The 25,320-nt window shown below is 42.9% G+C and carries 24 protein-coding genes, 1 tRNA gene and 1 pseudogene; 14 read left to right on the forward strand and 12 right to left on the reverse strand.

All coding sequences use genetic code 11. From position 1 onward, the window contains the following. Positions 1-113: pseudogene (locus tag H6G28_RS28130) on the reverse strand (photosystem II D2 protein (photosystem q(a) protein)); the annotation flags it as partial. Between the two features lie 395 nt (positions 114-508). Here H6G28_RS28130 and H6G28_RS28135 point away from each other — a divergent pair. From H6G28_RS28135 to H6G28_RS28155, 5 genes are all read left to right on the forward strand, one after another. Beyond that, a complete protein-coding gene (locus H6G28_RS28135) occupies positions 509-781 on the forward strand; it encodes a UPF0367 protein family (protein WP_190591678.1) in 273 nt (90 codons plus the stop codon). Positions 782-790: 9 nt separating this feature from the next. Continuing rightward, the gene (locus H6G28_RS28140; RefSeq protein WP_190675912.1) at positions 791-1,468 is read left to right on the forward strand and encodes an ABC transporter ATP-binding protein; all 678 of its coding nucleotides are present in this window, start codon (positions 791-793) and stop codon (positions 1,466-1,468) included. 320 nt (positions 1,469-1,788) lie between these two features. After that, a complete protein-coding gene (locus tag H6G28_RS28145) occupies positions 1,789-2,340 on the forward strand; it encodes an NYN domain-containing protein (RefSeq protein ID WP_190591676.1) in 552 nt (183 codons plus the stop codon). 146 nt (positions 2,341-2,486) lie between these two features. After that, a tRNA-Asn gene (locus H6G28_RS28150) sits at positions 2,487-2,558 on the forward strand. A gap of 24 nt (positions 2,559-2,582) precedes the next feature. After that, positions 2,583-3,788: an aminotransferase class V-fold PLP-dependent enzyme gene (locus tag H6G28_RS28155; RefSeq protein WP_190675914.1), complete on the forward strand. Its 1,206-nt coding sequence runs from the start codon at positions 2,583-2,585 to the stop codon at positions 3,786-3,788. Between the two features lie 57 nt (positions 3,789-3,845). Here H6G28_RS28155 and H6G28_RS28160 read toward each other — a convergent pair whose 3' ends face one another. Beyond that, on the reverse strand, positions 3,846-4,328 hold the full coding sequence (locus tag H6G28_RS28160; protein ID WP_190675916.1) for a DUF937 domain-containing protein: 483 nt from the start codon (positions 4,326-4,328) through the stop codon (positions 3,846-3,848). A gap of 189 nt (positions 4,329-4,517) precedes the next feature. Between H6G28_RS28160 and H6G28_RS28165 the strand changes: the two genes are divergently transcribed. Further along, positions 4,518-4,841, forward strand: coding sequence for a DUF1825 family protein (locus H6G28_RS28165; RefSeq protein WP_062292641.1), 324 nt, complete (start codon positions 4,518-4,520; stop codon positions 4,839-4,841). Between the two features lie 159 nt (positions 4,842-5,000). Here the strand turns inward: H6G28_RS28165 and H6G28_RS28170 are convergent, their stop codons facing one another. After that, complete coding sequence (locus H6G28_RS28170) at positions 5,001-6,923, reverse strand: transglycosylase domain-containing protein (RefSeq protein ID WP_190591673.1); 1,923 nt, start codon at positions 6,921-6,923, stop codon at positions 5,001-5,003. A gap of 174 nt (positions 6,924-7,097) precedes the next feature. Here H6G28_RS28170 and tyrS point away from each other — a divergent pair, with 174 nt between their 5' ends. Both tyrS and pyrF read left to right on the forward strand, forming a co-directional pair. Continuing rightward, positions 7,098-8,294 carry a tyrosine--tRNA ligase gene (gene tyrS, locus H6G28_RS28175; RefSeq protein WP_190591685.1) on the forward strand — a complete coding sequence of 399 codons (1,197 nt, stop codon included), beginning with the start codon at positions 7,098-7,100 and terminating at the stop codon, positions 8,292-8,294. 98 nt (positions 8,295-8,392) lie between these two features. Next, positions 8,393-9,100, forward strand: a complete 708-nt coding sequence (gene pyrF / locus H6G28_RS28180; RefSeq protein WP_190675918.1) for an orotidine-5'-phosphate decarboxylase — start codon at positions 8,393-8,395, stop codon at positions 9,098-9,100. Between the two features lie 97 nt (positions 9,101-9,197). Here pyrF and H6G28_RS28185 read toward each other — a convergent pair whose 3' ends face one another. Beyond that, positions 9,198-9,404 (reverse strand): hypothetical protein, encoded by a 207-nt coding sequence (locus H6G28_RS28185; RefSeq protein WP_190675920.1) that lies wholly within the window; start codon positions 9,402-9,404, stop codon positions 9,198-9,200. A gap of 8 nt (positions 9,405-9,412) precedes the next feature. Between H6G28_RS28185 and H6G28_RS28190 the strand changes: the two genes are divergently transcribed. Then, positions 9,413-10,033, forward strand: a complete 621-nt coding sequence (locus H6G28_RS28190) for a hypothetical protein (protein WP_190675922.1) — start codon at positions 9,413-9,415, stop codon at positions 10,031-10,033. 462 nt (positions 10,034-10,495) lie between these two features. Then, complete coding sequence (gene cpdA, locus H6G28_RS28195) at positions 10,496-11,293, forward strand: 3',5'-cyclic-AMP phosphodiesterase (protein ID WP_190675968.1); 798 nt, start codon at positions 10,496-10,498, stop codon at positions 11,291-11,293. A gap of 79 nt (positions 11,294-11,372) precedes the next feature. Here cpdA and H6G28_RS28200 read toward each other — a convergent pair whose 3' ends face one another. The 5 genes from H6G28_RS28200 to trmD all read right to left on the reverse strand — a co-directional run bounded on the left by H6G28_RS28200 (position 11,373) and on the right by trmD (position 16,054). Continuing rightward, entirely contained in the window at positions 11,373-11,963 is a 591-nt protein-coding gene (locus H6G28_RS28200) for a chromophore lyase CpcT/CpeT (RefSeq protein WP_190675924.1), read from the reverse strand. Between the two features lie 102 nt (positions 11,964-12,065). Next, positions 12,066-12,854 (reverse strand): nickel pincer cofactor biosynthesis protein LarB, encoded by a 789-nt coding sequence (gene larB / locus H6G28_RS28205; protein ID WP_190675926.1) that lies wholly within the window; start codon positions 12,852-12,854, stop codon positions 12,066-12,068. A 63-nt stretch (positions 12,855-12,917) separates the two neighbouring features. Beyond that, positions 12,918-14,702 (reverse strand): ABC transporter substrate-binding protein, encoded by a 1,785-nt coding sequence (locus H6G28_RS28210; RefSeq protein WP_190675928.1) that lies wholly within the window; start codon positions 14,700-14,702, stop codon positions 12,918-12,920. An 86-nt stretch (positions 14,703-14,788) separates the two neighbouring features. Beyond that, positions 14,789-15,274, reverse strand: a complete 486-nt coding sequence (ispF, locus tag H6G28_RS28215; protein ID WP_190675930.1) for a 2-C-methyl-D-erythritol 2,4-cyclodiphosphate synthase — start codon at positions 15,272-15,274, stop codon at positions 14,789-14,791. 24 nt (positions 15,275-15,298) lie between these two features. Continuing rightward, entirely contained in the window at positions 15,299-16,054 is a 756-nt protein-coding gene (gene trmD / locus H6G28_RS28220) for a tRNA (guanosine(37)-N1)-methyltransferase TrmD (protein ID WP_190591666.1), read from the reverse strand. 641 nt (positions 16,055-16,695) lie between these two features. Here trmD and H6G28_RS28225 point away from each other — a divergent pair. Further along, a complete protein-coding gene (locus tag H6G28_RS28225; protein WP_190591683.1) occupies positions 16,696-17,559 on the forward strand; it encodes a cyanophycinase in 864 nt (287 codons plus the stop codon). Between the two features lie 172 nt (positions 17,560-17,731). Beyond that, positions 17,732-20,437 (forward strand): cyanophycin synthetase, encoded by a 2,706-nt coding sequence (gene cphA, locus H6G28_RS28230; protein ID WP_190591665.1) that lies wholly within the window; start codon positions 17,732-17,734, stop codon positions 20,435-20,437. Positions 20,438-20,886: 449 nt separating this feature from the next. Here the strand turns inward: cphA and H6G28_RS28235 are convergent, their stop codons facing one another. Together H6G28_RS28235 and H6G28_RS28240 are read right to left on the reverse strand one after the other, a co-directional pair. Beyond that, a complete protein-coding gene (locus tag H6G28_RS28235) occupies positions 20,887-21,060 on the reverse strand; it encodes a twin-arginine translocase TatA/TatE family subunit (RefSeq protein WP_190591664.1) in 174 nt (57 codons plus the stop codon). Between the two features lie 166 nt (positions 21,061-21,226). Beyond that, positions 21,227-22,708 carry a serine/threonine protein kinase gene (locus H6G28_RS28240; RefSeq protein ID WP_190675932.1) on the reverse strand — a complete coding sequence of 494 codons (1,482 nt, stop codon included), beginning with the start codon at positions 22,706-22,708 and terminating at the stop codon, positions 21,227-21,229. A 94-nt stretch (positions 22,709-22,802) separates the two neighbouring features. Here H6G28_RS28240 and cbiT point away from each other — a divergent pair, with 94 nt between their 5' ends. Both cbiT and H6G28_RS28250 read left to right on the forward strand, forming a co-directional pair. Then, positions 22,803-23,405: a precorrin-6Y C5,15-methyltransferase subunit CbiT gene (cbiT, locus tag H6G28_RS28245; protein ID WP_190591662.1), complete on the forward strand. Its 603-nt coding sequence runs from the start codon at positions 22,803-22,805 to the stop codon at positions 23,403-23,405. A 140-nt stretch (positions 23,406-23,545) separates the two neighbouring features. Continuing rightward, complete coding sequence (locus H6G28_RS28250) at positions 23,546-24,430, forward strand: phosphatidate cytidylyltransferase (protein WP_190675934.1); 885 nt, start codon at positions 23,546-23,548, stop codon at positions 24,428-24,430. A gap of 140 nt (positions 24,431-24,570) precedes the next feature. Here the strand turns inward: H6G28_RS28250 and H6G28_RS28255 are convergent, their stop codons facing one another. After that, positions 24,571-25,284, reverse strand: a complete 714-nt coding sequence (locus tag H6G28_RS28255) for an LmeA family phospholipid-binding protein (protein WP_190675936.1) — start codon at positions 25,282-25,284, stop codon at positions 24,571-24,573. Positions 25,285-25,320: the final 36 nt, after the last annotated feature.

Genomic DNA, 25,320 nt, shown 5'->3' on the forward strand with positions numbered 1-25,320 from the left:
AATAGTAATATTCCTGACCAACCTACAAACACGAAGCGATCGCGCTTTAACCAGTCGTCTAGTACGTCAAACCACCCTCTTCTACTTGGGGCGCGTCCAACTGCGATGGTCATGAGAGTGAAACTCCAAATATTTTCTTATAAGTACAGTTCTGCTTGTAGGCTCTTTTGTAGCAGCCTCTTCAATGCAGATTTTTAACTGGTTTGTCAATCCAGTTTACAATTTTTTACTGACTCTAATAATTCTAGGTGAAAATCGTTAATTTTTCCAGGGGATTCTGAGTCAAATTTAATCTTTTGGGGAAGAGTCAGTGGTGATTAGGAAGTTGTGATTAGGGTTTGGGGAGATTTTTGACTTTCTAAACAACTCTCATTTAATACCGACGATAGGCAGTGCGCCGCCGAGTATGAATGAAAAAAACATTTTTCCCCACTCCCCACTCCCTATTCCCCACTCCCTCATTCTTGGACGCTAAAATGAGTCCACAGATATGTTTGATTAATCCTAAATGTTTACCATTGACATAAGTGTAAGAAACACCGCCTTCCCCATATCAGTTCAACGGAAGTCAACAGAAGACGCTGAGGCTGTCTACCAACTCATTTTGGCAGCGATGCGTTCTGGCAATCCTGATATTGTGGAACTCAAGTGTGAAGGTAAGACAGAGAAAAAAATCGCTGTTCGTGCTAGTGAAATTTCTGGGGTACAGATTATTCAGAAAGATGGTGTTAGCACTAGCAGTGGCAGACCACCTGGCTTTTTTGCCTTAGCAGGCGAGTAAGGTGTAGCAATGACGGAAGTGGGCATTCAAGTCAAAGACTTAAATTTCAATTGGCCTAGTGGTGAGGCGGCTATCAAGTCTTGTTCTCTAGCGGTTCCCAAAGGTGAATTTTGGATGCTTTTGGGTACTAATGGCAGTGGCAAATCAACTCTACTCCGACTCTTGGCGGGGCTGTTACAGCCCCAGTCTGGTGAAATTGGTGTTTTACCTCCTGTCGGTTTTGTGTTCCAAAATCCTGATCATCAATTAGTTATGCCAACGGTGGGTGCAGATGTGGCTTTTGGACTGGTGGAAGAAAAATTGCCGCCTGCTATGGTGAGAGCAAGAGTTGAAGAAGCTTTAGGGGCGGTAAATTTGCTGCAACTGCAATTACGCCCGATATATGCTTTGAGTGGGGGACAAAAACAACGTGTGGCGATTGCTGGTGCGATCGCTCGTCACTGTGAAATCTTATTATTAGATGAACCCACAGCTTTACTTGACCCTGATAGCCAATTAGATTTAGTGGCTGGTGTCCACCGCCTAGTCAAAAGTCGCGGTATTACAGCCTTGTGGGTAACTCACCGCCTGGATGAGTTGAATTACTGTGATGGGGCTTTTTTACTCGATAAAGGTTCTTTAGTTGATTGGGGTGAACCCCAACGCCTCAAACAACGATTGATGAAAGTGAATGATGAATCACCTTAAATGCTCAACTTAATTCATCAATAATTTTTAACATCTCTAACGCGCCTCATTAAAGGCGCGTTTACATTTGTAGGCAATTAGTATAGCAACCAATCAGCAGACAAAATGCTTGCAAATACAGGGTTTTTTACCTCTAAATTGATTTAAGTAATTCTCTTTTTTGGTAACTGACTTCTGAAATTGAGAACTTTTTTGAGATAAATTTTGCAATCTCTTCGCATTATTTAGTGCTTTGTAACATAGTGTTACAGCGAATGCTTCAATTACTATAAAAGTTATGAATGGATTGTGTTAACTCTAGAAAATTGTGATTAAAAACCATGCCCCGTTCCTCAGTCCCAGCCGTTCTGTTGGTGGACGGTTACAACATAATTGGCGCTTGGCCTTGTCTGAAAAAAACCCGTGATAGTGCTGGTTTAGAAGCAGCACGTTGGGAACTGGTCGAAGCCATGATCGGTTACAGTGCTTTTCAAGGTTACGAAACTCAAATAGTTTTCGATGCTCAATATCATAACGCTTCTAGCAATAAAGAAGTGATTACAGAGTTAGTTTCTGTTTACTACACTGATTTTGGGCAAACGGCAGATACTTACATCGAAAAAATTTGTGCTTCCTTGCGATCGCAGATAACTGCATCTCGAATTTCGCGGATGATTGTGGCTACCTCAGACAGAGCGCAACAATTAGTAGTACAAGGATACGGGGCGGAATGGTTATCAGCACAACAGCTTTGTAGTGCTGTAGAAACCACAGTTTGCCGAGTTCGTCAAAAATATCAAACTCGCAAAAAATCTAACAGTAGGTTTTTGGCTAGTGCCATTGATGATAAAGCGCGACAGAAGTTGGCTGCATTGCGTATGGGATTACAGTAACGCAACATCCATAAGTCTCTAATCTTCCTTCAGGCAGGGTTTTTAGTGACAATATTGGACAAAATGAGACTTGAGAAAAAAATTAGCAAAAGTACTTGCCATTTCTTAGTGATTACGCTACTATTAGAAATTGTGAGCGACAGCGTTCCTCAGTAGCTCAGCGGTAGAGCGATCGACTGTTAATCGATTGGTCACTGGTTCGAATCCAGTCTGGGGAGTTTTAAAAGTATGAAGGGTAAAGTATGAAGTGTGAAGAGTTAGGTTTCAAACTTCAATCTTCATCTTACCAAGGACTTTGGACACTAGACCCTAGTGTAGTTTTTCTTAATCATGGTTCTTATGGTGCTTGTCCAAAAGCGGTGTTAGCAGCGCAACAGAGTTTGCGATCGCAGTTGGAACAAGACCCAGTAAATTTTTTTGGCAGAAAGTGGGAACCTTTATTAGACAATGCTCGCAGCAAGTTGGCAGCTTTTATTCATGCTGATATCCAAGATTTAGTATTTGTCCCAAATGCGACAACTGGCGTAAATTCAGTGTTGCGTTCTTTACATTTTGCCCCCGATGACGAAATTCTGACGACTAACCATGAATACAACGCTTGTCGCAATGCTTTAAACTTTATTACGAGTCGCACGGGAGCGCGGGTAGTTGTAGCGCAGATTCCTTTCCCTGTGGAGTCGCCACAACAAATAATTGCCGCCGTATTAGAGCAAGTTTCACCTAAAACTCGTTTAGCATTACTAGACCATATAACTAGCCAGACAGGGTTAATTTTCCCCATAGCGCAGCTAGTCAAGGAATTACAGTTGCGGGGTGTTGAGACATTAATTGATGGCGCTCATGCACCAGGAATGATTGCCTTAAATATGGCAGAAATTGGGGCAACTTACTATACGGGGAACTGTCATAAATGGCTTTCTGCACCCAAGGGAGCCGCATTTTTGTATGTGCGGCGGGATAAACAAGCAGAAATTCATCCCCTGACAATTAGCCACGGTGCTAACTCACCACGCACTGATAAAAGCCGCTTTCAGTTGGAATTTGACTGGACAGGTACAGATGATCCCACAGCTTATATGTGCGTACCAGAAGCGATCGCTTTGATGGGTTCACTGTTACCCGGTGGTTGGGTAGAATTAATGCAGCGCAATCATCAGCTAGTTATCCAAGCTAGACAGTTACTTTGTACAACCCTACAAGTACAACCACTTTGTCCAGCAGAAATGATTGGTTCAATGGCTGTTGTACCAATGCCTGTGAGTTTGGCAAATCAAAATCATATTTGGCTACATGATCAATTGTTGGATCAATTTGGTATTCAAGTACAAGTGGTTCCTTGGACTGAATCACCAGGAATGCTGATCAGGATTTCCGCACAGGTTTACAATACTTTAGAGCAGTATGAGTATTTGGCAACAGCTCTAAAGTATTGTCTGAAACAAAATTAGTTTTGGATATTGACAAGCAAAACTAAATTAGTAAATTAAATTTGCAAATTAACTTGATTATCTACCGAGGTACTGACTAGCCAAGCGAATCGCGTCAGTAATATCAACATCGCCATCTCTATCTGCGTCTAAAAAAGCATTTAACACAGAATTACTACCACTCGATTGGAGAAAATTCAGCACTACTGGCACTATTGAAGGTAGTAATTGTTGAATAGTCCCAGCATCTAAACCAGTGCGTTGAGCAACCGCCTCAGCCACTTGTTGCTGCATTTCTCCAGAAAACAGCGAATCGACAGCTTGGGGATTAGGAGAAGTACCGGCATATTGGTTTACCAAAGCTTGGACTTCACCTTCGCCATTGGTAGCTTGCTTTTCTTGTAAAGAAGAGCGGACATAATTACCCACCATTCCCAAAACTGATTGGATTGTCGAGGCATCGGCACCAGTGCGATCGCTCAGTTGTTGTACAGTATTGATAATCCCCCCCAGTTGATTGGTATTACCTACCGCACTGAGGATTTGGTCAAACAGTCCCATAAGTTTTTTCTCTCTGATTAATGACACCATCACATTAACAGAAAGTCGCTAAAGTCAAGTGTTGGAATCTCTGTGAAAAACCGTACTTTAACCGAAGTTTCTTTTCTCTAATCATCCCCTAGACTAGAATAAAAATATAAGCATCACTATAAGCTGCTGAGTGTCAGTACTCAGTTAAAGATAAGCAACATGGGATTCTTTGATTCTGAGATAGTGCAGCAAGAAGCAAAAGAGCTTTTTGAAGATTACCAAGCCCTCATTAAACTTGGTAATAGTTATGGCAAGTTTGACCGCGAAGGTAAAAAACTGTTTATTGAACAAATGGAAGCCATGATGGATCGCTATCGCATCTTTATGAAGCGATTTGAGCTATCAGAGGATTTCATGGCACAAATGACAGTAGAACAATTAAAAACTCAGCTTGGTCAGTTTGGCATCACTCCGCAACAGATGTTTGATCAAATGAACTTCACTTTAGAACGGATGAAAGCCGAACTGGAAAAACAACCCTAAAGATTTTGGATTTGAGATTTTAGATTTTGGATTGATTAAGTCATCCAAAATCCAAACTCTCAAGCTATTACAACAGGGCGGAAATCAAGATACCATTTCAAGTAAAAAGCTTTTAATATAAGCTTTTTGACTTTTGATTTTTGACTTCCGCGTAGCGATTTAGTTTCCTTTTGGACGAGGGAACTGGGAAGGCGGTTTGAAATTTTCTACTGGTACGCCTTTGAGAGCTTTAGTCATAAAATCTTTCCAGATGGGAGCTACCATGACACCCCCAGTAGCACCATGAGCTAATTGTCTGTTATCGTCTCTCCCTACCCAAACAGCAGTAGTTAGCTGGGGTACAGTACCAACAAACCAAATATCTTTTTCGGAAGATGTTGTCCCTGTTTTACCAGCCGCAGGGCGATCAATGGCGGCGTTTTTCCCCGTACCTTCGGTAATTACTGAACGCATAGTATCGATAATTGCTGCTGAAGCCCAAGGGTCAAGCACTAGCTGAGGCTTAGGCGTATTATCTAGCAATACATTGCCACTACTATCAGTAATCCGCGCAATAATTGTTGGCGGAGATTGCCAACCGTAGTTAGCAAAAGTCGCATAAGCACTAGTCATTTCCAAAGGTGTCACACCAATTGCACCTAAAGGTAAGGAAGTTACAGGTTCCATTGGACTCATAATTCCCAAAGTCCGGCAAACTTCTATAACTTTTGACATCCCCACAGTCTTACCCAGCTTAATCACCGGGATATTCCGAGATACTGATAAAGCCTTGCGAATCGACATCGCCCCGCCAAAGGTTCCATCATAGTTCCTGGGATAATACCAACCATTACCATCACGGTAACTCACTGGCGCATCAATGACAGTTGAGTCTGGCCCAAACTTACCAGTGGCAAAAGCAGCATAGTAAACAAACGGTTTAAAAGAAGAACCTGGTTGACGTAGTGCTTGAGTGGCGCGGTTAAACTCACTCACCTTGGGATCTACACCACCCACCAACGCTTTAATAAAATGGGTACGCGGATCAATGGCTACTAAAGCAATTTGGTTTTTATACAACCCTTGGCTTAAAAGAGTTTGATGCCATTTTTTCACAGTGTCTTCTGCCATCATTTGGAATTTAGCATCAACTGTAGTTTGGACGCGCATCCCGCCTTTGAGTAATGCGTCACGCCCAAACTTTTTCGCTAATTCCTGGGATACAGTATTAGAAACATAAGGTAAGGCGCTACCTTGGAAAGACCTGATTCTACCAAGTTTAATTTCTTGCTTTAACGCATCATCATATTCTTGCTGGGTGATCCATTTCAAATCCAGCATCCGCCCTAGCACTTCTTTTTGCTTTTGTTTTGCCAGCTTCATACTAGCAAAGGGGCTAAATTCTTCTGGGGCTTGAATTAAACCCGCCATCATAGCCGACTCTGCCAAGGTTAAGGTTTCGGCGGACTTATCAAAGTAACTGCGGGCGGCTGTTTGGACACCGTAATTATTGTGACCCCAATACACTTGATTGAGGTACATTTCTAAAATTTGGTCTTTGGTAAGAATTTGTTCTAAACGAATTGCTAAGACAGCCTCGGCTAATTTTCGAGTAATGGCGCGTTTTTGCGACAAAAACAAGTTTTTCACCAACTGCATGGTGATGGTAGAACCACCTTCTTTAACACCACCTGCAACGGCGTTAACTACAATGGCACGCCCAATACCTGTAGGATTAATCCCGTGGTGATAGTAAAAATGTCCATCTTCACTGGCGAGTACGGCTCGTTTTAAATTAGGTGAAATTCTATCTAATGGTACAACTTCGCGGTTAGCCTCCCCGTGGACGCTGGCCAGGAGTTTACCTTTAATGTCATAAATATAAGTTGTTTCTGAAGGCAAAAAGTTACGCAGTTGTCTGACATCGGGCAAATTGCGGAAACTAATCGCTAAACCTACCAGCCCTCCAGCTACAATAGAGCTTGTCAGCATGGTGATAGATAACAAAGTACCGCCAGTTATCTGACCAACGCCTTTCAAGAACTCAAAACCCGGTGAAGGCCGACGTTGTGGCTGCTTATTTTCAAGAGTCCTAGACGACACGGTGATATCACTTCCTCACTTGTAAATTTAACTGTAATTCATCGAAATGCAGCAAGGTGGTTAATTTTTTGCAATTATATTAGTTTGGCAGATGAAAAAACGGACAAGTTGCCAGTGAATGTAACCAACCTAACTTCTCAGATAAAAAGTTTAGTTAATAGCGAATCTCCTATTATGGCGCAAGATTTTTCTTGGCTGCATCGTGGAATAGTAGAAGTATTCCCCCAACCGACTGATATTAATAGCGAAATTGAAAGTTTAGAACAGCGTCTAGCAAATAGTAACAGACCTTTGAGGGTGAAATTGGGAATCGACCCTACGGGTGCTGATATTCACTTTGGTCATAGCATACCAGTGAGAAAACTGCGAGCGTTTCAAGATGCTGGTCATACGGCAGTCCTGATTATTGGTGATTTTACGGCTCGCATTGGTGATCCGACTGGGAAATCTGAGGTGCGTCGCCAGCTAACAGAGGCTGATGTGGCGCAAAATGCCCAGACTTACTTAGACCAAGTGCGTCCTATTTTGGATTTTGACACACCAGGACGGTTAGAGGTGCGTTATAACTCCGAATGGCTTTCCCAGCTTAATTTAGGAAAGATTTTGGAGTTACTGTCTACGATGACCGTGGGACAGATGTTAGCCAAGGAAGGGTTTGCTGAACGTTATAAAAAAGAGAATCCGATTTTCTTGCATGAGTTCCTTTATCCGTTGATGCAAGGCTATGATTCTGTTGCTGTTGAGGCTGATGTAGAACTTGGGGGAACTGACCAAAAGTTTAACATTGCTGTAGGACGAGATTTACAACGTTATTTTGGACAGAAGCCACAATTTGGGGTGCTGTTACCAATTTTAATTGGTACAGATGGCGTACAGAAAATGTCGAAGTCTCTGGGCAATTATGTTGGGTTGTCGGAACACCCAGGACAAAAATATCAGAAGTTACAAGGGGTTCCTGATAATTTGCTGGCACAGTATTTTGAACTGCTGACAGATTTACCTTTAGATAAATTGCCAGAAAACCCGCGCGATCGCCAGATGCTTTTAGCTTGGGAAGTAGTTAAACAATATCACGGCGAACAAGCTGCAAATGAAGCGAAAGAAGCAGCAAAAAGTGGCGGTAAGGAAGGTGCTGTTCCAGAATTTTCCCTTGCTGGTGTACCTCAGTTTCCGGCAAAGTTGGCTTTTATACTTGGTGCTTGTGGCTTGTGTAAAAGTACAGGCGAAGGACGGCGGAAAATTCAAGAAGGTGGTGTACGCTTGGATGGCGATCGCATTACCGATGTTGATACCACTTTTACAGAACCTAGTGAATTACACGGACGAGTGCTGCAAGTGGGTAAGAACAAGTTTGTGCGTTTAGTTCCGTAAATTGAGGGAGTAGGGAATGGGGAGTTGGGAGTAGGGGGAAGTGTGGGAAGTGTGGGAAGTGTGGGGAGTGGGGGGAAATAACAAAGGACAAATGACCAATGACTAATGACAAAATCATAGTGGCTTTGGATGTGCCAGATTTGGAGGGTGCGATCGCTCTAATTGACAAGCTAGAATCAGTTAGTTTCTGGAAGGTTGGTTTAGAGTTATTTACCAGCACTGGGCCGAGCATTTTAGAAATTTTAAAATCTCGGCAAAAGCGCATCTTTCTAGATTTAAAGTTTCATGATATTCCTAATACGGTGGCTGGAGCTTGTCGCAGTGCGGCGCGGTATGGGGTAGATTTGTTGACAATTCATGCAACCGCAGGTAAGGATGCACTCAAAGCCGCTACCGAAGCAGCCCAAACAGGCGCAACCCAAGCAGGTGTGCAACCGCCCAAATTAATTGCTATTACGTTGTTGACGAGTATTTCGGCGCGACAATTAGCGTTTGATTTAAAAATTCCCCTAGAGTTGCCCGAATTTGCCCTAGAAATGGCATTAATGGCGCAAGAGTCAGGGTTAGATGGGGCGGTATGTTCACCCCAGGAAGTGGCGCAATTGCGCCAAACCTGTGGGGATGAGTTTTTATTCGTTTGTCCGGGTGTGCGTCCAAGTTGGGCTGATAAAGGAGATCAAAAGCGATCGCTCACCCCTTCCCAAGCCCTGCAAGCTGGTGCAAACTATTTAGTAATTGGTCGTCCCATCACTGCTGCGCCTGATCCTGAGTTAGCCTGGAAGCGAATTTCTGAGGAATTGAATTAGAGGCTGGAGGCTAGGGACTAGTAAGTAGGGTGTGTTACGGCTATGCAAGAATTTTGGAACTTAAGACAGTGAGAATTAGCCGTAACGCACTATCTTTTTAGGTGTGTTTGGCGTTGATATAACGCGCATCTTGAAATTTAATACCAAATTGAAGAATGATTGCGACAAATGAATTGCCCAAAAGCTTACCAGTAAAGCCTGTCTCAATCCAAAATCTGTCTTGAAAAGTTTGCTCAAGTCGGGGAACCCGCCCACGCAACTTTTCGCAAAATCTAAAATCCAAAATGGTATAAGGTTTACTCACACAAAAGTATGAAAAAGTTTTTTCCCTACACCCCTACACCCCTACACCCCTATTTCCTACTCTCCCTCATCGCTTCTACGTTATGTATAATAATTGCCCATATTTTTGATAACTCTGCATTTTCTCAAGCCGCAGAGATAAATGTAAACTCTGTTTGCAAAGAAAAAAATCTCGAAATATTAACTACTCAACTGTTGCGCGATTTACCTAGTTATAGTAATCGTGCCAGTCAACGCGCTCGTCGGCGAACAAGAAGTAATGATTTGTTCAGCTATATGCTATTAGCGGGTAGACCAGAATTTCAACCTTTACCACTAAATCCTGCTAGTGATGATCTCAATGAGCAGAAAAGTGCTAACTCAAAAGTTGAGCAGGTATTTTTTACCACCTTAGAACGACAGTATATAGAAAATAAAGCTATTGAATTACAAGAATTTCATTGGTTGTTTTTGACTAAAAATCAAAATGGCTGGTATTTGGTAACGATGTTGACACAAACTGGTGCTTCTAGGAATCAACAACCACCAACACCACCGCGTGATAGTAGTAATGGTACAGTCGCCCAAGGGATAAAAGCTTGGTTACGAGATTGCCGGGCGGGAAGTCTGCGAGAGACAGGAAGAAACTAAGGGCTGATGAGAGGGATGTTTTTTGTTTCGCGCCTTTGCGCCTTTGCGCGAAACATCGATAGTTAATATCAATTTGAAAAAAGAACGCGACAGTCTACTACTTCCCTCAATATACAAGGTTGGGTGTAGCGATCGCGTAACCCAACAAAGTATGCGTGAATGTTGGGTTCCGTTTCTCCACCCAATCTCTGTGCGTAAGTCTTGTTACTTTTTCTATCTTAGGGTAGATGCAAAAAATTTTTGTTTAAAATTGTATTTTTATGTACAGACTTGAGTATAACAATTACTTAAAGACTGTTAACTCATTTTGAGCAGAAGCTTTGAATTTACAAGGTTAGTTGCCAAAATAATTATTAGGCACGCACTTAATATCAAGCTAGTTTTGCTACTTGAAGGTAAGTTGCGTGTTCTACCGATAATGAAAATCAGGGTACAGATACAAGTAGAGTGTGAGCAGTGAAGATAAATTATCTACCTCCCCTATCAATTGCTCAGGTAACGGATATACATCTGTTTGCCTCAGAAAATCATCAACTGCTGGGAATGCCTACCATTGAGTCTTTTAAGGTAGTTTTGGGGCGATTGCAGGAGTTAAAATCAGAAATTGATTTACTACTGTTGACGGGAGATTTATCTGGGGATGGAACTTCCGAGTCTTATGAACATCTGCAAAGTTTAGTCAATCAACTACAAATACCTACTTACTGGCTACCAGGAAACCATGACTGTGCGATCGCAATGAATGAAATTCTTAACCTGAAAATGATTTCGCGGCGCAAGTCTTTTCAGCGTGGTCATTGGAATTTTATCTTACTAAACTCGGCTGTACCGGGCTATGTACATGGTCATCTTTCTGCGGATACTCTGAGTTGGTTAGAGTCGGAATTAATCAAACTAGGCGATAAACCCACATTAATAGCGTTACATCATCCGCCTTTTTTGATGAATTCTTTATGGTTAGATAGCAGTAGCCTGCAAAATCCTGAAGAATTTTTTGCAGTGATTGACCGTTACCCACAAGTTAAATTAGTTTTATTCGGTCATATTCATCAACAATTCCAACACCAACGCCGCAACGTCGGGTATTTAGGAACTCCCTCAACTTGTATTCAATTTCGTTCTCATAGTCCCACTTTTGCCATTGACGAAAAATCACCAGGATTTCGGCTGCTAAAACTATACCCCAGTGGTGTCTGGGAAACATCAATAGAAAGAGTTCCCTATTTTCACCCACTGGAGTTAGCCGCAACGGGATACTAGATAAGTTAAAAGTCAAAAGTTAAAAGTCAATATCTTGTCCCCCCTATCTACCTTGTCCCTCTAACTTCCCACTCAGCACTCAGCACTTAACTTCATCAGCAAAACTCGCCCACCGCACGAAGTAAAATGGCCCAGCGACGGAACCCCAGATATGTTCATCAGTTTCTAAGTCGCGTCCTCTGTCTAGGCTGATGAATTTTTCGTCGTCAATTTCAAATTCACTGTCTAGGTAAGTTTTTTGACCTTTGCGGAATACAATACAGCCTTTTCCTGGTTCTACATAACCTTTAAAGCTGTTACCTGTCCATTCGACTATCATGTTACAGCCTGATAATTTCTCTAAGTCATTGGCTGTGATGGTTTTGAGGCGTTCTAAGTTACGGGATGCACCGTAGAATTTTTCTTCTTGTTTAACAGTGTAGTTTTCTATTTGAATGCGATCGCCTACGTTCAACAACTTTAACACCCGCAAGCGATAAGGGTCATTCAACAGATAGTCATAAGCTTGTTCTACAAAAAAACTGACCCCTGATAACAAGTCCAATGGTAAGGGACGCATACACACGCGGATATGTGCATAAAATGGCGGATTTTCAAAAGCCTGGGCTTGGTTGCTAAAATCAGCCGCCATCCATTTCGCTAAGGTTGCAATATCTGTAGAGCTTGTCATTTATAGATTATCTTTGGTTGCTTAAAAATCTCTTTGAGTATTTTAATGAAGTATGAAGTGTGAAGTCTGAAGTCTGAAATTTTGTAAAGAGAAATTCCTATTTTATAGGGACTCCTCTTTTTGCCTCAACTTCGCCGCCGTTCGCAAAATTTGCCCCGCTAATACTGCTGCGCCAAAACCATTATCAATATTCACTACACCAACACCAGCAGCACAAGAGTTTAGCATCGTCAGCAAAGGTGCTAAACCGCCAAAACTGGCACCATAGCCAATACTAGTAGGTACAGCAATCACAGGACAATTGGCTAAACCTGCTACCACACTAGGTAAAGCCCCTTCCATCCCCGCAACAACAATTAATACTGATGCCGACTCAATCAAATGACGGTTACTCAGCAAGCGGTGAATACCTGCAACTCCCACATCCCAAAGACGCTGGACGCGAAACCCAGACAGTTCTGCTGTGATGGCTGCTTCTTCCGCTACAGGTAAGTCCGCAGTTCCAGCCGAGAGAATACCAATTTCCCCCGGAAACTGAGGTTCAATAATTTCGGGAGTAATGGCGCAAATTCTGGCTAACTCGAAATATTGCAAACCCCGGACTTTTGATTGCAGCATTGCATAAACCGATGGTTCAATGCGAGTCGCCATCACCACTGGGTTACGTTGGCGCATCACTTCAATAATGCGAATAATTTGTTCAGGAGTTTTACCAGGCCCCCAAATCACTTCCGGGAAACCCGTTCTGAGGGCGCGATGGTTATCGATTTTAGCAAACTCACCTACAGGTTCATAGGCTAAGTTTTTCAGAGAATTGAAGGCTATATCTGGGGTAACTTTACCATTTGCGACTTCTTCTAGGAGCGATCGCAAATTCTGATCATTTGTCATTTGTCATTGGTCATTTGTCCATAGTCCATAGTACATAGTCACGACGCTCATTTTCTGCTTTAACTACTTTGTAATTTTGATTTCGTAAATGTTCCAGAATGCACCACTCAAGGCAGAATAATTAATCCCTTCAAAGCGATTGCGTACTGCTGTCATCGCTAAGGGGTTGACTAAATAAATAAAAGGCAAATTTTCCTGAGTAATTTGTTGAGTTTTGGCATAAATTTGTTTAACTTTTGCCTCATCAAATTCTTGGGCTGCTTGGATATAAAGTTTGCCAATTTCGATTTCCCAAGGGGAAGCCTCCCAACCTTCAATGGGTTTTTGTCCTGGCTGGGGTTTTTGGTTAAACATGTGCAACCCACCTTCAGGAGACCAAACATTAGACCCATCATTTGGCTCTAAACCACCTGTTAAACCGAGTAAAGAAGCTTCCCAGTCGAGGGTATTAGAGAGTTTATCTGTATAAGTATTCCAGGCGATCGGGGTAAAATCAACCTGCATCCCGATTTTAGCCAAATCTCGTTTAATCTGCGCCCCAATGGCTTCCCGGATTTTATTCCCAGAATTTGTCAGCAAAGTGAAGCGAACCCGATTACCCTCAGCATCTAATAATTGACCTTGTTCATTATATTTAAATCCAGCTTTGATCAATAATTGCTTTGATTGTTCGGGATTATAATTGTAAGTTTTTAAACCTTCTTCCGGCGAAAGATAATAAGGACTCTGGACTGTCACTGGTGAGTTTTGTGGTTTTCCCAATCCACGAAAAGTATTATTAATCATTGTTTGGCGGTCAATCGCATAAGCAACCGCCTGCCGAAATTCCACTGTATTAAACCAACGTGATTTGATTGGGTCTACCAGTGGCTTGCCATTTCTTTTACCTTTATTTAAATTAAACAGAACAAAGTTAGTACCAGTTCCAGGTTCATTACCATAAACCGTGAAATTTCCTTGTTTTTCTTGCACTTTTAACAAAGAAAAGTAATCAGGTGAAATACCTATGGTATCTAAGCCGCCAGAGCGAAACTGCAACAAAGCTGTGTCTGTATTTTCGACAATTTGCCAAACTAAACGTTCAATATAAGGCTGGGATTTTCCTTGAGCATCTTTACGCCAATAATAAGGATTGCGCCGAAATACAACACGCTGGCTAGTATCATATCGCTCTAACTTGAAAGGGCCATTAACAATAATTTCTTCTGGTGGAGTATCTACACCCCACTTAGACAAAAATATCGGTTTTCCTTCACTATCTTTTTCCTGGACATACTTTTGCAAAGCGTGGGCAGGTAATATGGGAGTGCCTGTATTTAATAAAAACGGTCTAAATGGTTCTGGTAAAGCAAATTCTATCCGCCGTTCATCTATTTTACTGACAGTAGGCAACTTGCGACTAACGCCAATCCTAAAAGAATCTCTCACATCTGTGGGAATTGCCTCATTAAAATAAATATTGTTATATGTGAATACAACATCATCCACTGTAAGTGGTTGACCATCAGACCATTTTAAATCTTGACGCAGAGTAAAAATAAACTTCAATTTATCTTCAGAAATTTGCCAAGATTCTGCTAACTTCGGCTCAACTTTTCCCGTAATAGGATTTTGATCAACCAAGCCTTCATAAGTCAAGCCAAAAATATTGGGAAATTCTTGACTCAAAGGAAAATTAAATGTTTTGGGATCACTCAGAATACTACTTACTACTTGTGGTATTTGTGCCGCCGAACTTTTAAAGTTACTAGGGTTACAAGCTGCAAGTGTTATTGCTGTAAATGCCGATAAAATTATCAGTATCCAAGAACGTTTAATGCTAGACAAGTTATGATTAAAAAATTGCATAGTTTTGAGATGCAAGAAGATTTACTGTTGCACTGAATAATATCTGGTTTACTTCTAGAATCGCCATAGTCAGATAGTAAATTAAGTTAATCAGTAGCGATGAGTAAGACTACAGCATAAGCACAAATACCTTCTTCTCGTCCTACTGGGCCGAGTTTTTCATTGGTGGTAGCTTTGATGCCAATTTGATTGGGTTGCAGTTCTAAAACAGTGGCAAGTTTACTCCGCATTGTCTCGATATGCGGTTTTAATTTTGGGCGTTCAGCAACCACTACTGAGTCAATGTTACCTATCTGCCAACCTTGGTCTTTAATGAGCTGATGTACTTGAGTTAAAAGTATCAAACTATCTGCCCCTGCCCATTGGGGATCAGTGGGGGGAAAGTAATGGCCAATATCACCCAAGGATAAAGCCCCTAACATAGCATCCATAATGGCGTGTGTTAACACATCCGCGTCACTATGTCCGAGTAAACCGAGTTCGTGGGGAATTTGAATGCCACCTAAAATTAAAGCGCGATCGCTCACCAATCTGTGAATATCGTAGCCGTTACCAATTCTGATATTAGTCATTAGTCATTTGTCCTTGGTCAATCGTCAACAATTATTCTCCCCTGCTCCCTGCTCCCGGTCGCCGAGCGGAGCCGAGGTGCTGCTCCCCTGCTGCTTCTCCTCTTGCCATTTTTCCAGTAAATCGGGACGACGATCGCCAGTGCGTTTAATTTGTTGTTCATAACGCCAACGAGCGATCGCAGCATGATTCCCAGAAAGTAAGACATCTGGCACTTTCCAGCCGCGAAAATTCGCCGGACGAGTATACTGGGGATAATCTAGCAATCCTTCTTCAAAACTTTCAGATTTCAGCGACTCTACCTTACCCACAGTTCCCGGTAATAAGCGCACCACCCCATTAATTAGCGCCATTGCCGGAATTTCGCCCCCTGTGAGAATAAAATCTCCTAAAGACACTTCCCGCGTCACTAAATTCTGTACTCGCTCATCTACCCCTTCATAATGACCACAGATGACAATCAACTGGTCATAATTCGTCGCCAACTCCCGCAACAGAGGTTGGTCGATGGTTTGACCTTGGGGACTCATCAAAATTATTTCTCGGCGAGGTAAACAGGGTAGGGACTCCACCGCACCAAAAATTGGTTCTGGTTTCATCAGCATTCCCACCCCACCCCCGTAGGGTTCATCATCTACCTTGCGGTGTTTGTCATTGGTAAAGTCTCTGGGATTGACTAAATTAACTTGGGCAATTTGTTTGGCTAAAGCTTTACCCAACAGCCCAGAACTGAGAACTGAGGTAAAACAATCAGGAAAAAGTGTAACTATATCAAAGCGCACAGTAATTCGTATTCAAGAACACTAATCTTAAAGTTGAATGTCTAGTAAACACAACAAGCAAATGTAGGTTACAACTACAGATAAGCTTAATCAATAGTATCTAAAAGTACTAGAACTATTGATTTTTAGTGGCAACCAAAGTTTTTCTAATTACTTAATTTATGTTTAAATATTGTCACAACTACATTTAAATTAATAATCTGACCAAAGTTAACAACTTCCAGGATTTATCGAGCCAGACCGCAAAACAGCGTGTTCAGACCTGCTCACACCCAATCCCAGAAAGGAAACTGAGTTCCCCAATTCTCCCCGGAACCCTAGCTCCTAAACAATATTCTGCCAGTCTGGAACTGTGGACAGGGAAACAACAAGGCGCTGGCTTTGAAGAAAGGCAAGAGACACATAAAAAATTACAACTTTATGTGCCTCAAGCAAGAAGCCAAGTTGGCAGAAATTGCCCCTTGCAACTTCCAAAAAGTGTCCTCTTAAGAAAGCAAAATGGATACTGAACCTTGTTAAATTCACACGCCATTCGCTACAAGCCGGGAAACCCGTCCCAATTAATGGTTCACGCCATTTGCTATCAGCCGGGAACCCCGTCCAACGCAATGGTTCCTGAAGTTGTTGACAGGAGAGACAAAATGCAGCAATTAAAAGCTAAATCGCTGGAAATGAGGACACCCCAAGCAACTAAAACCGCTGTTATGGTCATCGGAGGCGCTGAAGATAAAGTTCATGGGCGCGAAATCCTAAGAACTTTTTTCGGCCGTGCCGGTGCTAATAAGGCTTATATTACAATTGTTCCATCAGCCTCCCGCGAACCCGCTATTATCGGTGGTCGGTATATTCGCATTTTTGAGGAGATGGGTGCTGAAAAAGTTGAAATTTTAGATATTCGTGAGCGGGAACAATGTGAATCCTCCCAGGTAAAGGCATCTCTAGAGGCGTGTAGCGGGGTATTTCTGACAGGAGGAGACCAATTGCGCCTTTGTGGCGTGTTGGCAGATACACCAGCGATGGAAATTATCCGTCAGAGGGTGAGAGGGGGACAGTTAACCTTAGCAGGTACTAGTGCTGGTGCAGCCGTTATGGGGCATCACATGATTGCTGGTGGTGGTAGTGGTGAAACACCCAATCGCTCTTTAGTCGATATGGCGACGGGTTTGGGATTTATCCCCGAAGTGATTGTTGACCAACACTTCCACAACCGTAATCGTATAGGTCGTCTGCTAAGTGCGATCGCCTCTCATCCAGACCGACTGGGAATTGGTATCGATGAAGATACCTGTGCTGTATTTGAACGCGATGGTTGGTTACAAGTTATGGGCAAAGGCAGTGTGACCATTGTTGACCCCACTGAACTTACCCACACCAATGAACCTCACGTTGGTGCAAATGAACCATTGACGTTGCATAACTTACGTCTGCATATCCTCAGCTATGGCGATCGCTTTCACCTGTACCAAAGGACTGTATTGCCGGCGGTACACCGGATCTCCAGCTGACGGGATAGAGTATCCGAGGTTACAGTGAGTTGATCATCTGTTTATTTATGGCAGTAGAAAAAATCCACAGAATACCATGTAAACAGAAAAAACTGTTTACTATGAACAGTTTAGCGATCAAATCCAGTAAGAAACTAGAATTTTGGTTCCGAATCTCCATCTACCTATTCCCATGAGAATCCTCAAGATCCAGACCTTACGCGGCCCAAACTACTGGAGCATTCGACGCCACAAACTGATCGTCATGCGCCTCGATTTAGAGAACCTTGCCGAGACGCCCTCAAATGAAATCCCTGGATTTTATGAAGGATTAGTTGAGGCGCTGCCAAGTCTGGAGGGTCATTATTGTTCGCCTGGCTGTCATGGTGGTTTTCTAATGCGGGTACGAGAAGGTACTATGATGGGCCACATTGTGGAACACGTAGCTTTAGAACTCCAAGAACTAGCCGGAATGCACGTCGGCTTTGGTCGCACCCGTGAAACTTCTACTCCTGGCGTTTATCAGGTAGTCATCGAATACCTGAACGAAGAAGCGGGACGCTATGCAGGCAGAGCCGCAGTCAGGCTGTGTCAAAGCATTGTTGATCGCGGCCGCTATCCCAAGGCGGAATTAGAACAAGATATCCAAGACCTGAAAGACTTTTGGCGTGACGCTTCTTTAGGCCCCTCTACAGAAGCAATTGTTAAAGAAGCAGAAAAAAGAGGCATTCCCTGGATGCAGCTAAGCGCACGCTTTTTGATTCAGCTAGGTTATGGCGTGAACCAAAAGCGAATGCAAGCCACAATGACAGATAAAACCGGCATCCTGGGAGTAGAACTAGCTTGTGATAAGGAAGCGACAAAGCGCATCTTAGCAGCAGCTGGTGTCCCAGTACCCAGAGGTACTGTGATTAACTTTTTGGATGATTTGGAAGAAGCGATTGAATATGTTGGTGGCTATCCCATCGTGATTAAGCCACTAGACGGCAATCATGGACGCGGCATCACCATTGATATTAGAAACTGGGAAGAAGCAGAAGCAGCCTACGAAGCAGCTAGACAAGTTTCCCGATCAATCATTGTTGAGCGGTATTACGTTGGGCGCGACCATCGGGTACTTGTGGTAGATGGCAAAGTAGTGGCCGTAGCAGAACGTGTACCTGCTCATGTCGTTGGTGATGGTAGATATACGATCGCTGAATTAATTGAAGAAACCAACAAAGACCCCAATCGTGGCGATGGACATGACAAAGTTCTCACCAAGATTGAACTTGACCGCACTAGCTACCAACTGCTAGAACGCCAAGGTTATACCCTCAACAGCATATTACCCAAAGGTACAATTTGTTACCTGCGGGCAACTGCTAACCTCAGTACAGGTGGGATTGCTGTAGACCGGACTGACGAAATCCACCCAGAAAACATTTGGATTGCTCAAAGGGTTGTGAAGACCATCGGTTTAGATATCGCTGGCTTAGATATCGTCACCACAGATATTAGCCGCCCTTTGCGCGAAGTTGATGGAGTCATTGTGGAAGTCAACGCGGCTCCCGGTTTTCGGATGCACGTTGCCCCCAGTTCGGGGATTCCCCGCAATGTTGCTGGCGCAGTGATGGATATGCTGTTCCCCAACGAACAATCCAGCCGGATTCCCCTCCTCAGTATCACAGGTACAAATGGTAAAACTACCACTACCCGACTGCTGGCACATATTTATAAACAAACGGGTAAGGTAGTAGGTTACACAACTACAGATGGAACTTATATCGGGGATTATTTAGTTGAAGCCGGAGACAACACAGGCCCCCAAAGCGCCCACTTGATTCTGCAAGACCCAACTGTAGAAGTAGCTGTATTAGAAAGCGCCCGTGGTGGCATCTTACGTTCCGGGTTAGGGTTTGAAGCCGCAAATGTTGGTATCGTGCTGAATGTTGCTGCCGATCACTTAGGTATAGGTGATATTGATACCATCGATCAATTAGCCAACCTCAAGAGTGTAGTCGCCGAAGCCATATACCCTGATGGCTATGCCGTACTGAATGCTGACGATCGCCGTGTGGCGGCAATGTCCGAAAAAACCAAGGCGAACATTGCCTACTTCACCATGAACCCCGACTCAGAATTAGTCCGCAAGCACATTCAACAGGGAGGAGTCGCCGCAGTTTACGAAAACGGCTATCTCTCAATTGTCAAGGGCGATTGGACACACCGCATCGAAAGGGCCGAACAAATTCCGTTGACAATGGGTGGACGCGCACCATTTATGATTGCCAACGCCTTAGCCGCGAGTTTGGCAGCCTTTGTACAGAACGTCACCATTGAACAAATTCGCGCTGGCTTAAGGACATTCCGCGCTTCTGTGAGTCAAACCCCTGGCAGAATGAACCTATTTAATTTAGGAACATTCCACGCCTTAGTAGATTATGCTCACAACCCAGCCAGTTACGAAGCGGTTGGTGCATTTGTGCGTAATTGGAACACAGGACAGCGAATTGGCGTAGTTGGTGGCCCTGGCGATCGCCGCGACGAAGACTTTGTGACTTTAGGTAAACTAGCCGCCGATATTTTCGACTACATCATCGTTAAAGAAGATGATGACACACGCGGTAGACCACGGGGATCAGCTTCGCAACTGATTATGAAGGGAATTACACAAGTTAAACCCGATGCCCGTTGCGAAGTTGTTATGGACGAAACCCAAGCTATTAACAAAGGTTTGGATATGGCTCCAGAAAACGGCCTGGTGGTAATTTTGCCAGAGAGCGTCAGCCGCGCCATCAAGTTAATTAAAGTGCGTGGTCTAGTTAAAGAAGAAGTGCCTCTACAAAACACTCCCACAAACGCTACAGAAAGTCAAAATGGGGTGTCACCTTCCTCGGTGATCAACACACTTTTATAGCAGGGAACAGGTATCAGGTTAAAAGTTCTTTAATATACGCTTTTTTCTGAAAATTTGTCCCTCACTCACCTGTACCCTGCTGTAAATACAATTTAGGATTTTTCATTAGTAAAGGCGCGAAATTTTCGCGCCTTTATATTTTCACCTCAACAGCGTCAGGGCTGTTTAGCAATCAAAACCAGCCTGTAATACCAATTCACGAAATTACTGATACAAATCACTTCCTCTGCAACTCTGATTCCGGTCGCCGAGCGAAGTCGAGGCGCTGCTTTCATGTCTGTATCATTTTTAAAGTGAAATGGTATAGGACTCATATTTGATTTATGAAAAAAATCAGTACACCTAGATCAGCCGTCTTTCCTACTCCCTACTCCCCATTCCCTACTCCCTACCTACATAACTAGATTCAGAAATCAAATCGGATTCCTATATAACCTGTAACCTATACCTTATTCCTCTTCTTTTTCCGAATTCTTTTCATCATTGGGATTATTCAATTCTTCTTTAAAACCCCGTAGAGTCTTGCCCAGTGCATTTCCCAGTTCGGGAATTTTTTTCGGGCCAAAAATCAGCAGCGCGACTATGGCAATGATACCCACCTCTGGCCATCCCAGTCCAAACATACAAGTTTCCTCTCTCAAGCTTCTGTAGTCAACTATAAACCGATGTTGTACGAGCTACTTCTAAAACAATCTTGCCTAGTCTTGGGTGGGTGAACGAAATTTTGTGTGGGATTTCTAGCTAAGTATCCAAAAAATTACCCTCCACACTCCCCACACCTTTTTTCTCTCACCCGTCTTGGGTAATGGGGATACCTGACCAATAGCTTAATTCATAAACTAACCATTCTATTTCTGCTGCTGATAAAGTTATATCTGTGTAACCACCAAGGCAGTATTTTTCTCTACCGACCCAAATATCCAGTTGTGCTGGAACTAGTTTGCGAATACCTTCTTGATTTTTCGTAAAATGCTCAGGAATGTAAACTAAATGGTTGATTTTATCTCTGGGCGAGGCGTGTGGGCGATTAAATGTAAAGCCAAATAAATGCCGCTTTAAGCTAAATTGGTTGTTATTTATTCGTAATCTTAGACTGCCAAATAAATCAAATAGTATGCGCCAAATCATTGCCACGCCACCACTCCAAAAAGGTAGGGAGAAGAGCGCAAAGAGAATACCAACCGGAAAAGCTGAAACAATAACGGTAATAGTCCAAAATAAAAGAAAAGAATGCCACGCGATCGCAAATCCAGCTCCATATAAGGTCGATATATCAAAACCCTTTGACGGAATTGTAATTTCTAGCGCATCCCCATTTTTTGTGAGTTGAATTTTGCTGCCAGCAGGTTTGGAAATGCCAACGTCTAGATTATTAGAAACCCAATTATTTCCATCCCAATACCAATGACCTCTAATCCAGTCTGACAAGTTAGTTTCTGCTGGTTGGAGTTTTTGTAAAAGTTGTGGATGTTCCAAAGCTGCTAAGGCTGCATTTGCATTACTCAACCGCCTGTCTAAACTCGGTTCAGTCATCCACTGTAGCCACTGCTTCAAACCCGAACTCAGATGAACAGCATGATCAAATTGAATTTGTAAATCTTTTTGGGGTAAATCAGCCGGGTGAGTACCTGTAACTAAATAAATTAAAGTTGCGCCTAAACTGTATAAATCAGATGCAAGTACTGTGCGTCCACCAAATTGTTCTGGTGGCATATAACCATAAGTACCAACTACAGTCCGCGTTCCCCCTTCAGTAGCCAAGACTGTTTGCACCGAACCAAAATCAACTAAATAGACTTGACCGACACTATTACCAGAGCGATCGCCCAATAAAATATTGCTAGGCTTAAGATCACGGTGGATCACAGGTGGATTTAAACCATGTAGATAAATCAAAATTTCTAAAACTGCCGTGGCTATCTGTTTAACTTCAACTTCTGTAAAACTCCGCCCCGATTGTAAACACTGCTCTAAAGTTTGGGACGGGATATAAGTTTGTACGAGAGCAAAGCCTTTGATAGTTGGTGAATTTACCTCAAAATAGTCTAAATACCGAGGGATAGCAGGATGTGATAAAGATTTTAATGTTTCGGCTTCACGCTCAAATAACTTGAGATCATCCCATTCAAAGTCACTATTAAATGAGAGTAACTTAATGATGACTAATTCTTGAGTTGTTAAATCACGAGCAACAAAAGTCCTTCGCCCTGCCTTTTTGCCTAATTGTTGTTGAATTTCGTAGCGACCGCCTAATATTTGCTCAGTTATCATAATTGCTGATGATGCTACGTTGTCAAACTTTCGATGGTCTGTAACTTGTCTAAATTTAACAAGCGAGTATCTTTAGTATAAATATATCTTTAATATGCCTACCCAACATTGGCCTTACGTTACACCCGGCATTCCCGACGAATTATTTGAGCATTTGCCGGGAATTCCCTTTACTCAACGAGAAGTGCGACTGTTGTTGATTGCTCAACTACGCCTCAAACCTGATTCTGTATTTTGGGATATCGGTGCAGGTACAGGGACGATCCCCGTAGAAATTGGGCTACTGTGTCCCCAGGGCAAGATTATTGCTGTAGAACGAGATGAAGAAGTGGCGAATTTAATTAAGCGTAACTGCGATCGCTTTGAGGTCAAAAATGTGGAGGTCATAGAAGGTAGCGCCCCAGAATGTTTACATGAAATTCAGACAGCACCTCACAGGGTTTGCATCGAAGGCGGAAGACACATTCAGGATATTTTAAAAACTGTCTGGGATTATTTGCCATCATCAGGCCGCGTCGTGGCGACAGCTGGTAATCTAGAAAGTCTGTATGCTATCTCTCAAAGCTTTTCTCAGTTACGCGCAGTGAATATTGAAGTTGTTCAGTCTGCCGTCAATCGTTTAGAGACAAAAGGCTTTTCTCAAATTTTTACCGCCGTTGATCCCATTTTTATCCTCAGTGGTGAGAAACTAGACTAAATCTCAAGGATGAAGTGTGAAGGCTGAAGTCTGAAATTAACACTAGCCTGCGGCAAGCCGCGCAAAGCGCGTCTACACACTTCATACTACCCTACGGGAAGCCGCGCAAAGCGCGTCTACACACTTCATACTTTTCTTTTATGCCTTGGTCTCGAATTATTAGCGGAATTATTGCGATCGCCCTTGCTTTGGTAGCTACCCTATTAGGAGGTTGGTACTTCACTGTTGCGATTGCTGTCAGCATCTTTTTAGGGCAACTGGAATATTTTAATTTAGTGCAGGCTAGAGGCATTGTCCCGGCAGCAAAAACCACTATCTTTGTCAGCCAAGTCTTGCTAATTATCTGTACAGTCGATGGCAGTTTAGCAGATGCAGTATTACCTCTGGGTGGGACTGTGATTTGTTTTTACTTGCTATTTCAGCCCAAAATGGCGACGATCGCTGATGTTTCCGCTTCGATTATGGGACTATTTTATGTAGCTTATCTGTCAAGCTATTGGGTAAGACTACGGGGAATTGGCAGTGCAGCCGTGAGTAATATTCCTCTCAACGGTTACTGGCCTAATTCTTGGGCTGAGATTTTAGACCCAAACAATTTAGCTGCTATACCACCAGGGTTTACATTTACTATATTGGCGTTTTTATGTATTTGGGCGGCAGATATTGGCGCTTATGTGTTTGGTAAATTCTTTGGTAAAACTCGTTTGTCAGATATTAGCCCGAAAAAAACTGTAGAAGGCGCAGTATTTGGCATTGCTGGTAGTGTGGCTGTGGCGATCGCAGGCTGCTATTATCTTCAGTTACCCCAATTTTTGTTTACAGGTATAGCTTTGGGTTTACTAATTGGCATTGCTAGTCTGTTAGGCGATTTAACAGAATCTATGCTGAAGCGCGATGCTGGGGTAAAAGACTCTGGACAACTGATCCCCGGTCATGGCGGCATATTAGACCGCACCGACAGCTATATTTTCACAGCCCCGTTAGTTTACTACTTCGTCACATTGTTATTGCCGTTGATTAGGTAACAGGTGACAGGTAACAGGTAACAGGGAACAGTAGCTGATATGAACTGTATTTTGATACAAGTCAGAAGTCAGGAGTCAATAATCTTTTGTGCTTTTCTCCCTTGTCCCCTTGTCCCCCTTGTCTTCACACTTCCAACTTCTCACGGATTCACACTAATTTTCCCGCGACACACTAATTGTCCGGGGATCAGTTTTAGTTCTTGAATTTCGACATCAGAACCTAAATCTAAATTGTAATTTTCGTTACTTAAAGTTAGAGGCGAACCATTTTCTATCACTTTAATCTGTGATAACCGTAATTCTTGATCACCAAATAAATCTAAATTTAAAGATATTTCCAGAGGTATATTGTCGCTGGGACGTGTTAGGATAGCACCCAGAATTATTCGATGATTCTCCAAAATAATTTTTTCCCAAGCCATTTGCTTGGATTTTAGGCAGTGTTCTGGTACAAGTTGAACCAGTACTTCATTTAAAGCAGTAGATAATAGTTCTGATGAGACAGAACTGTTGAGGTCTTTCTCATCTACGATCAGTTCGCCAACCACTGGTACTGTTGCCAACAGTCGCAAGGGCTGGCCCTTCAGTACTGCGCCTATGTTGATTTGAATGTTCTCCGCAACGAGTTGAATTCGTGTAATATGGAGGCCTTGATAGACTGCATCGCTTGCAGCAATAGAAACCCAAGGAATACGACCTGAGAGAAGTTGGCGATCGCTCGCTTGAATATCCACCTCTAACTGAGACACATGACTCACTTGCGACCTTAACCAGAGTTTGATCGCTGTAGTGAGGACATTGGTGATAATTCGTATTTTATTTGCACCCTTTGCTTGGGAATTATTTTCAGGCATGGAACTATTGTGTTGATGAATTTTAGCTCATCAACT

It is taken from the genome of Nostoc sp. FACHB-190, assembly GCF_014696905.1.
GTDB lineage: Bacteria > Cyanobacteriota > Cyanobacteriia > Cyanobacteriales > Nostocaceae > Nostoc_B.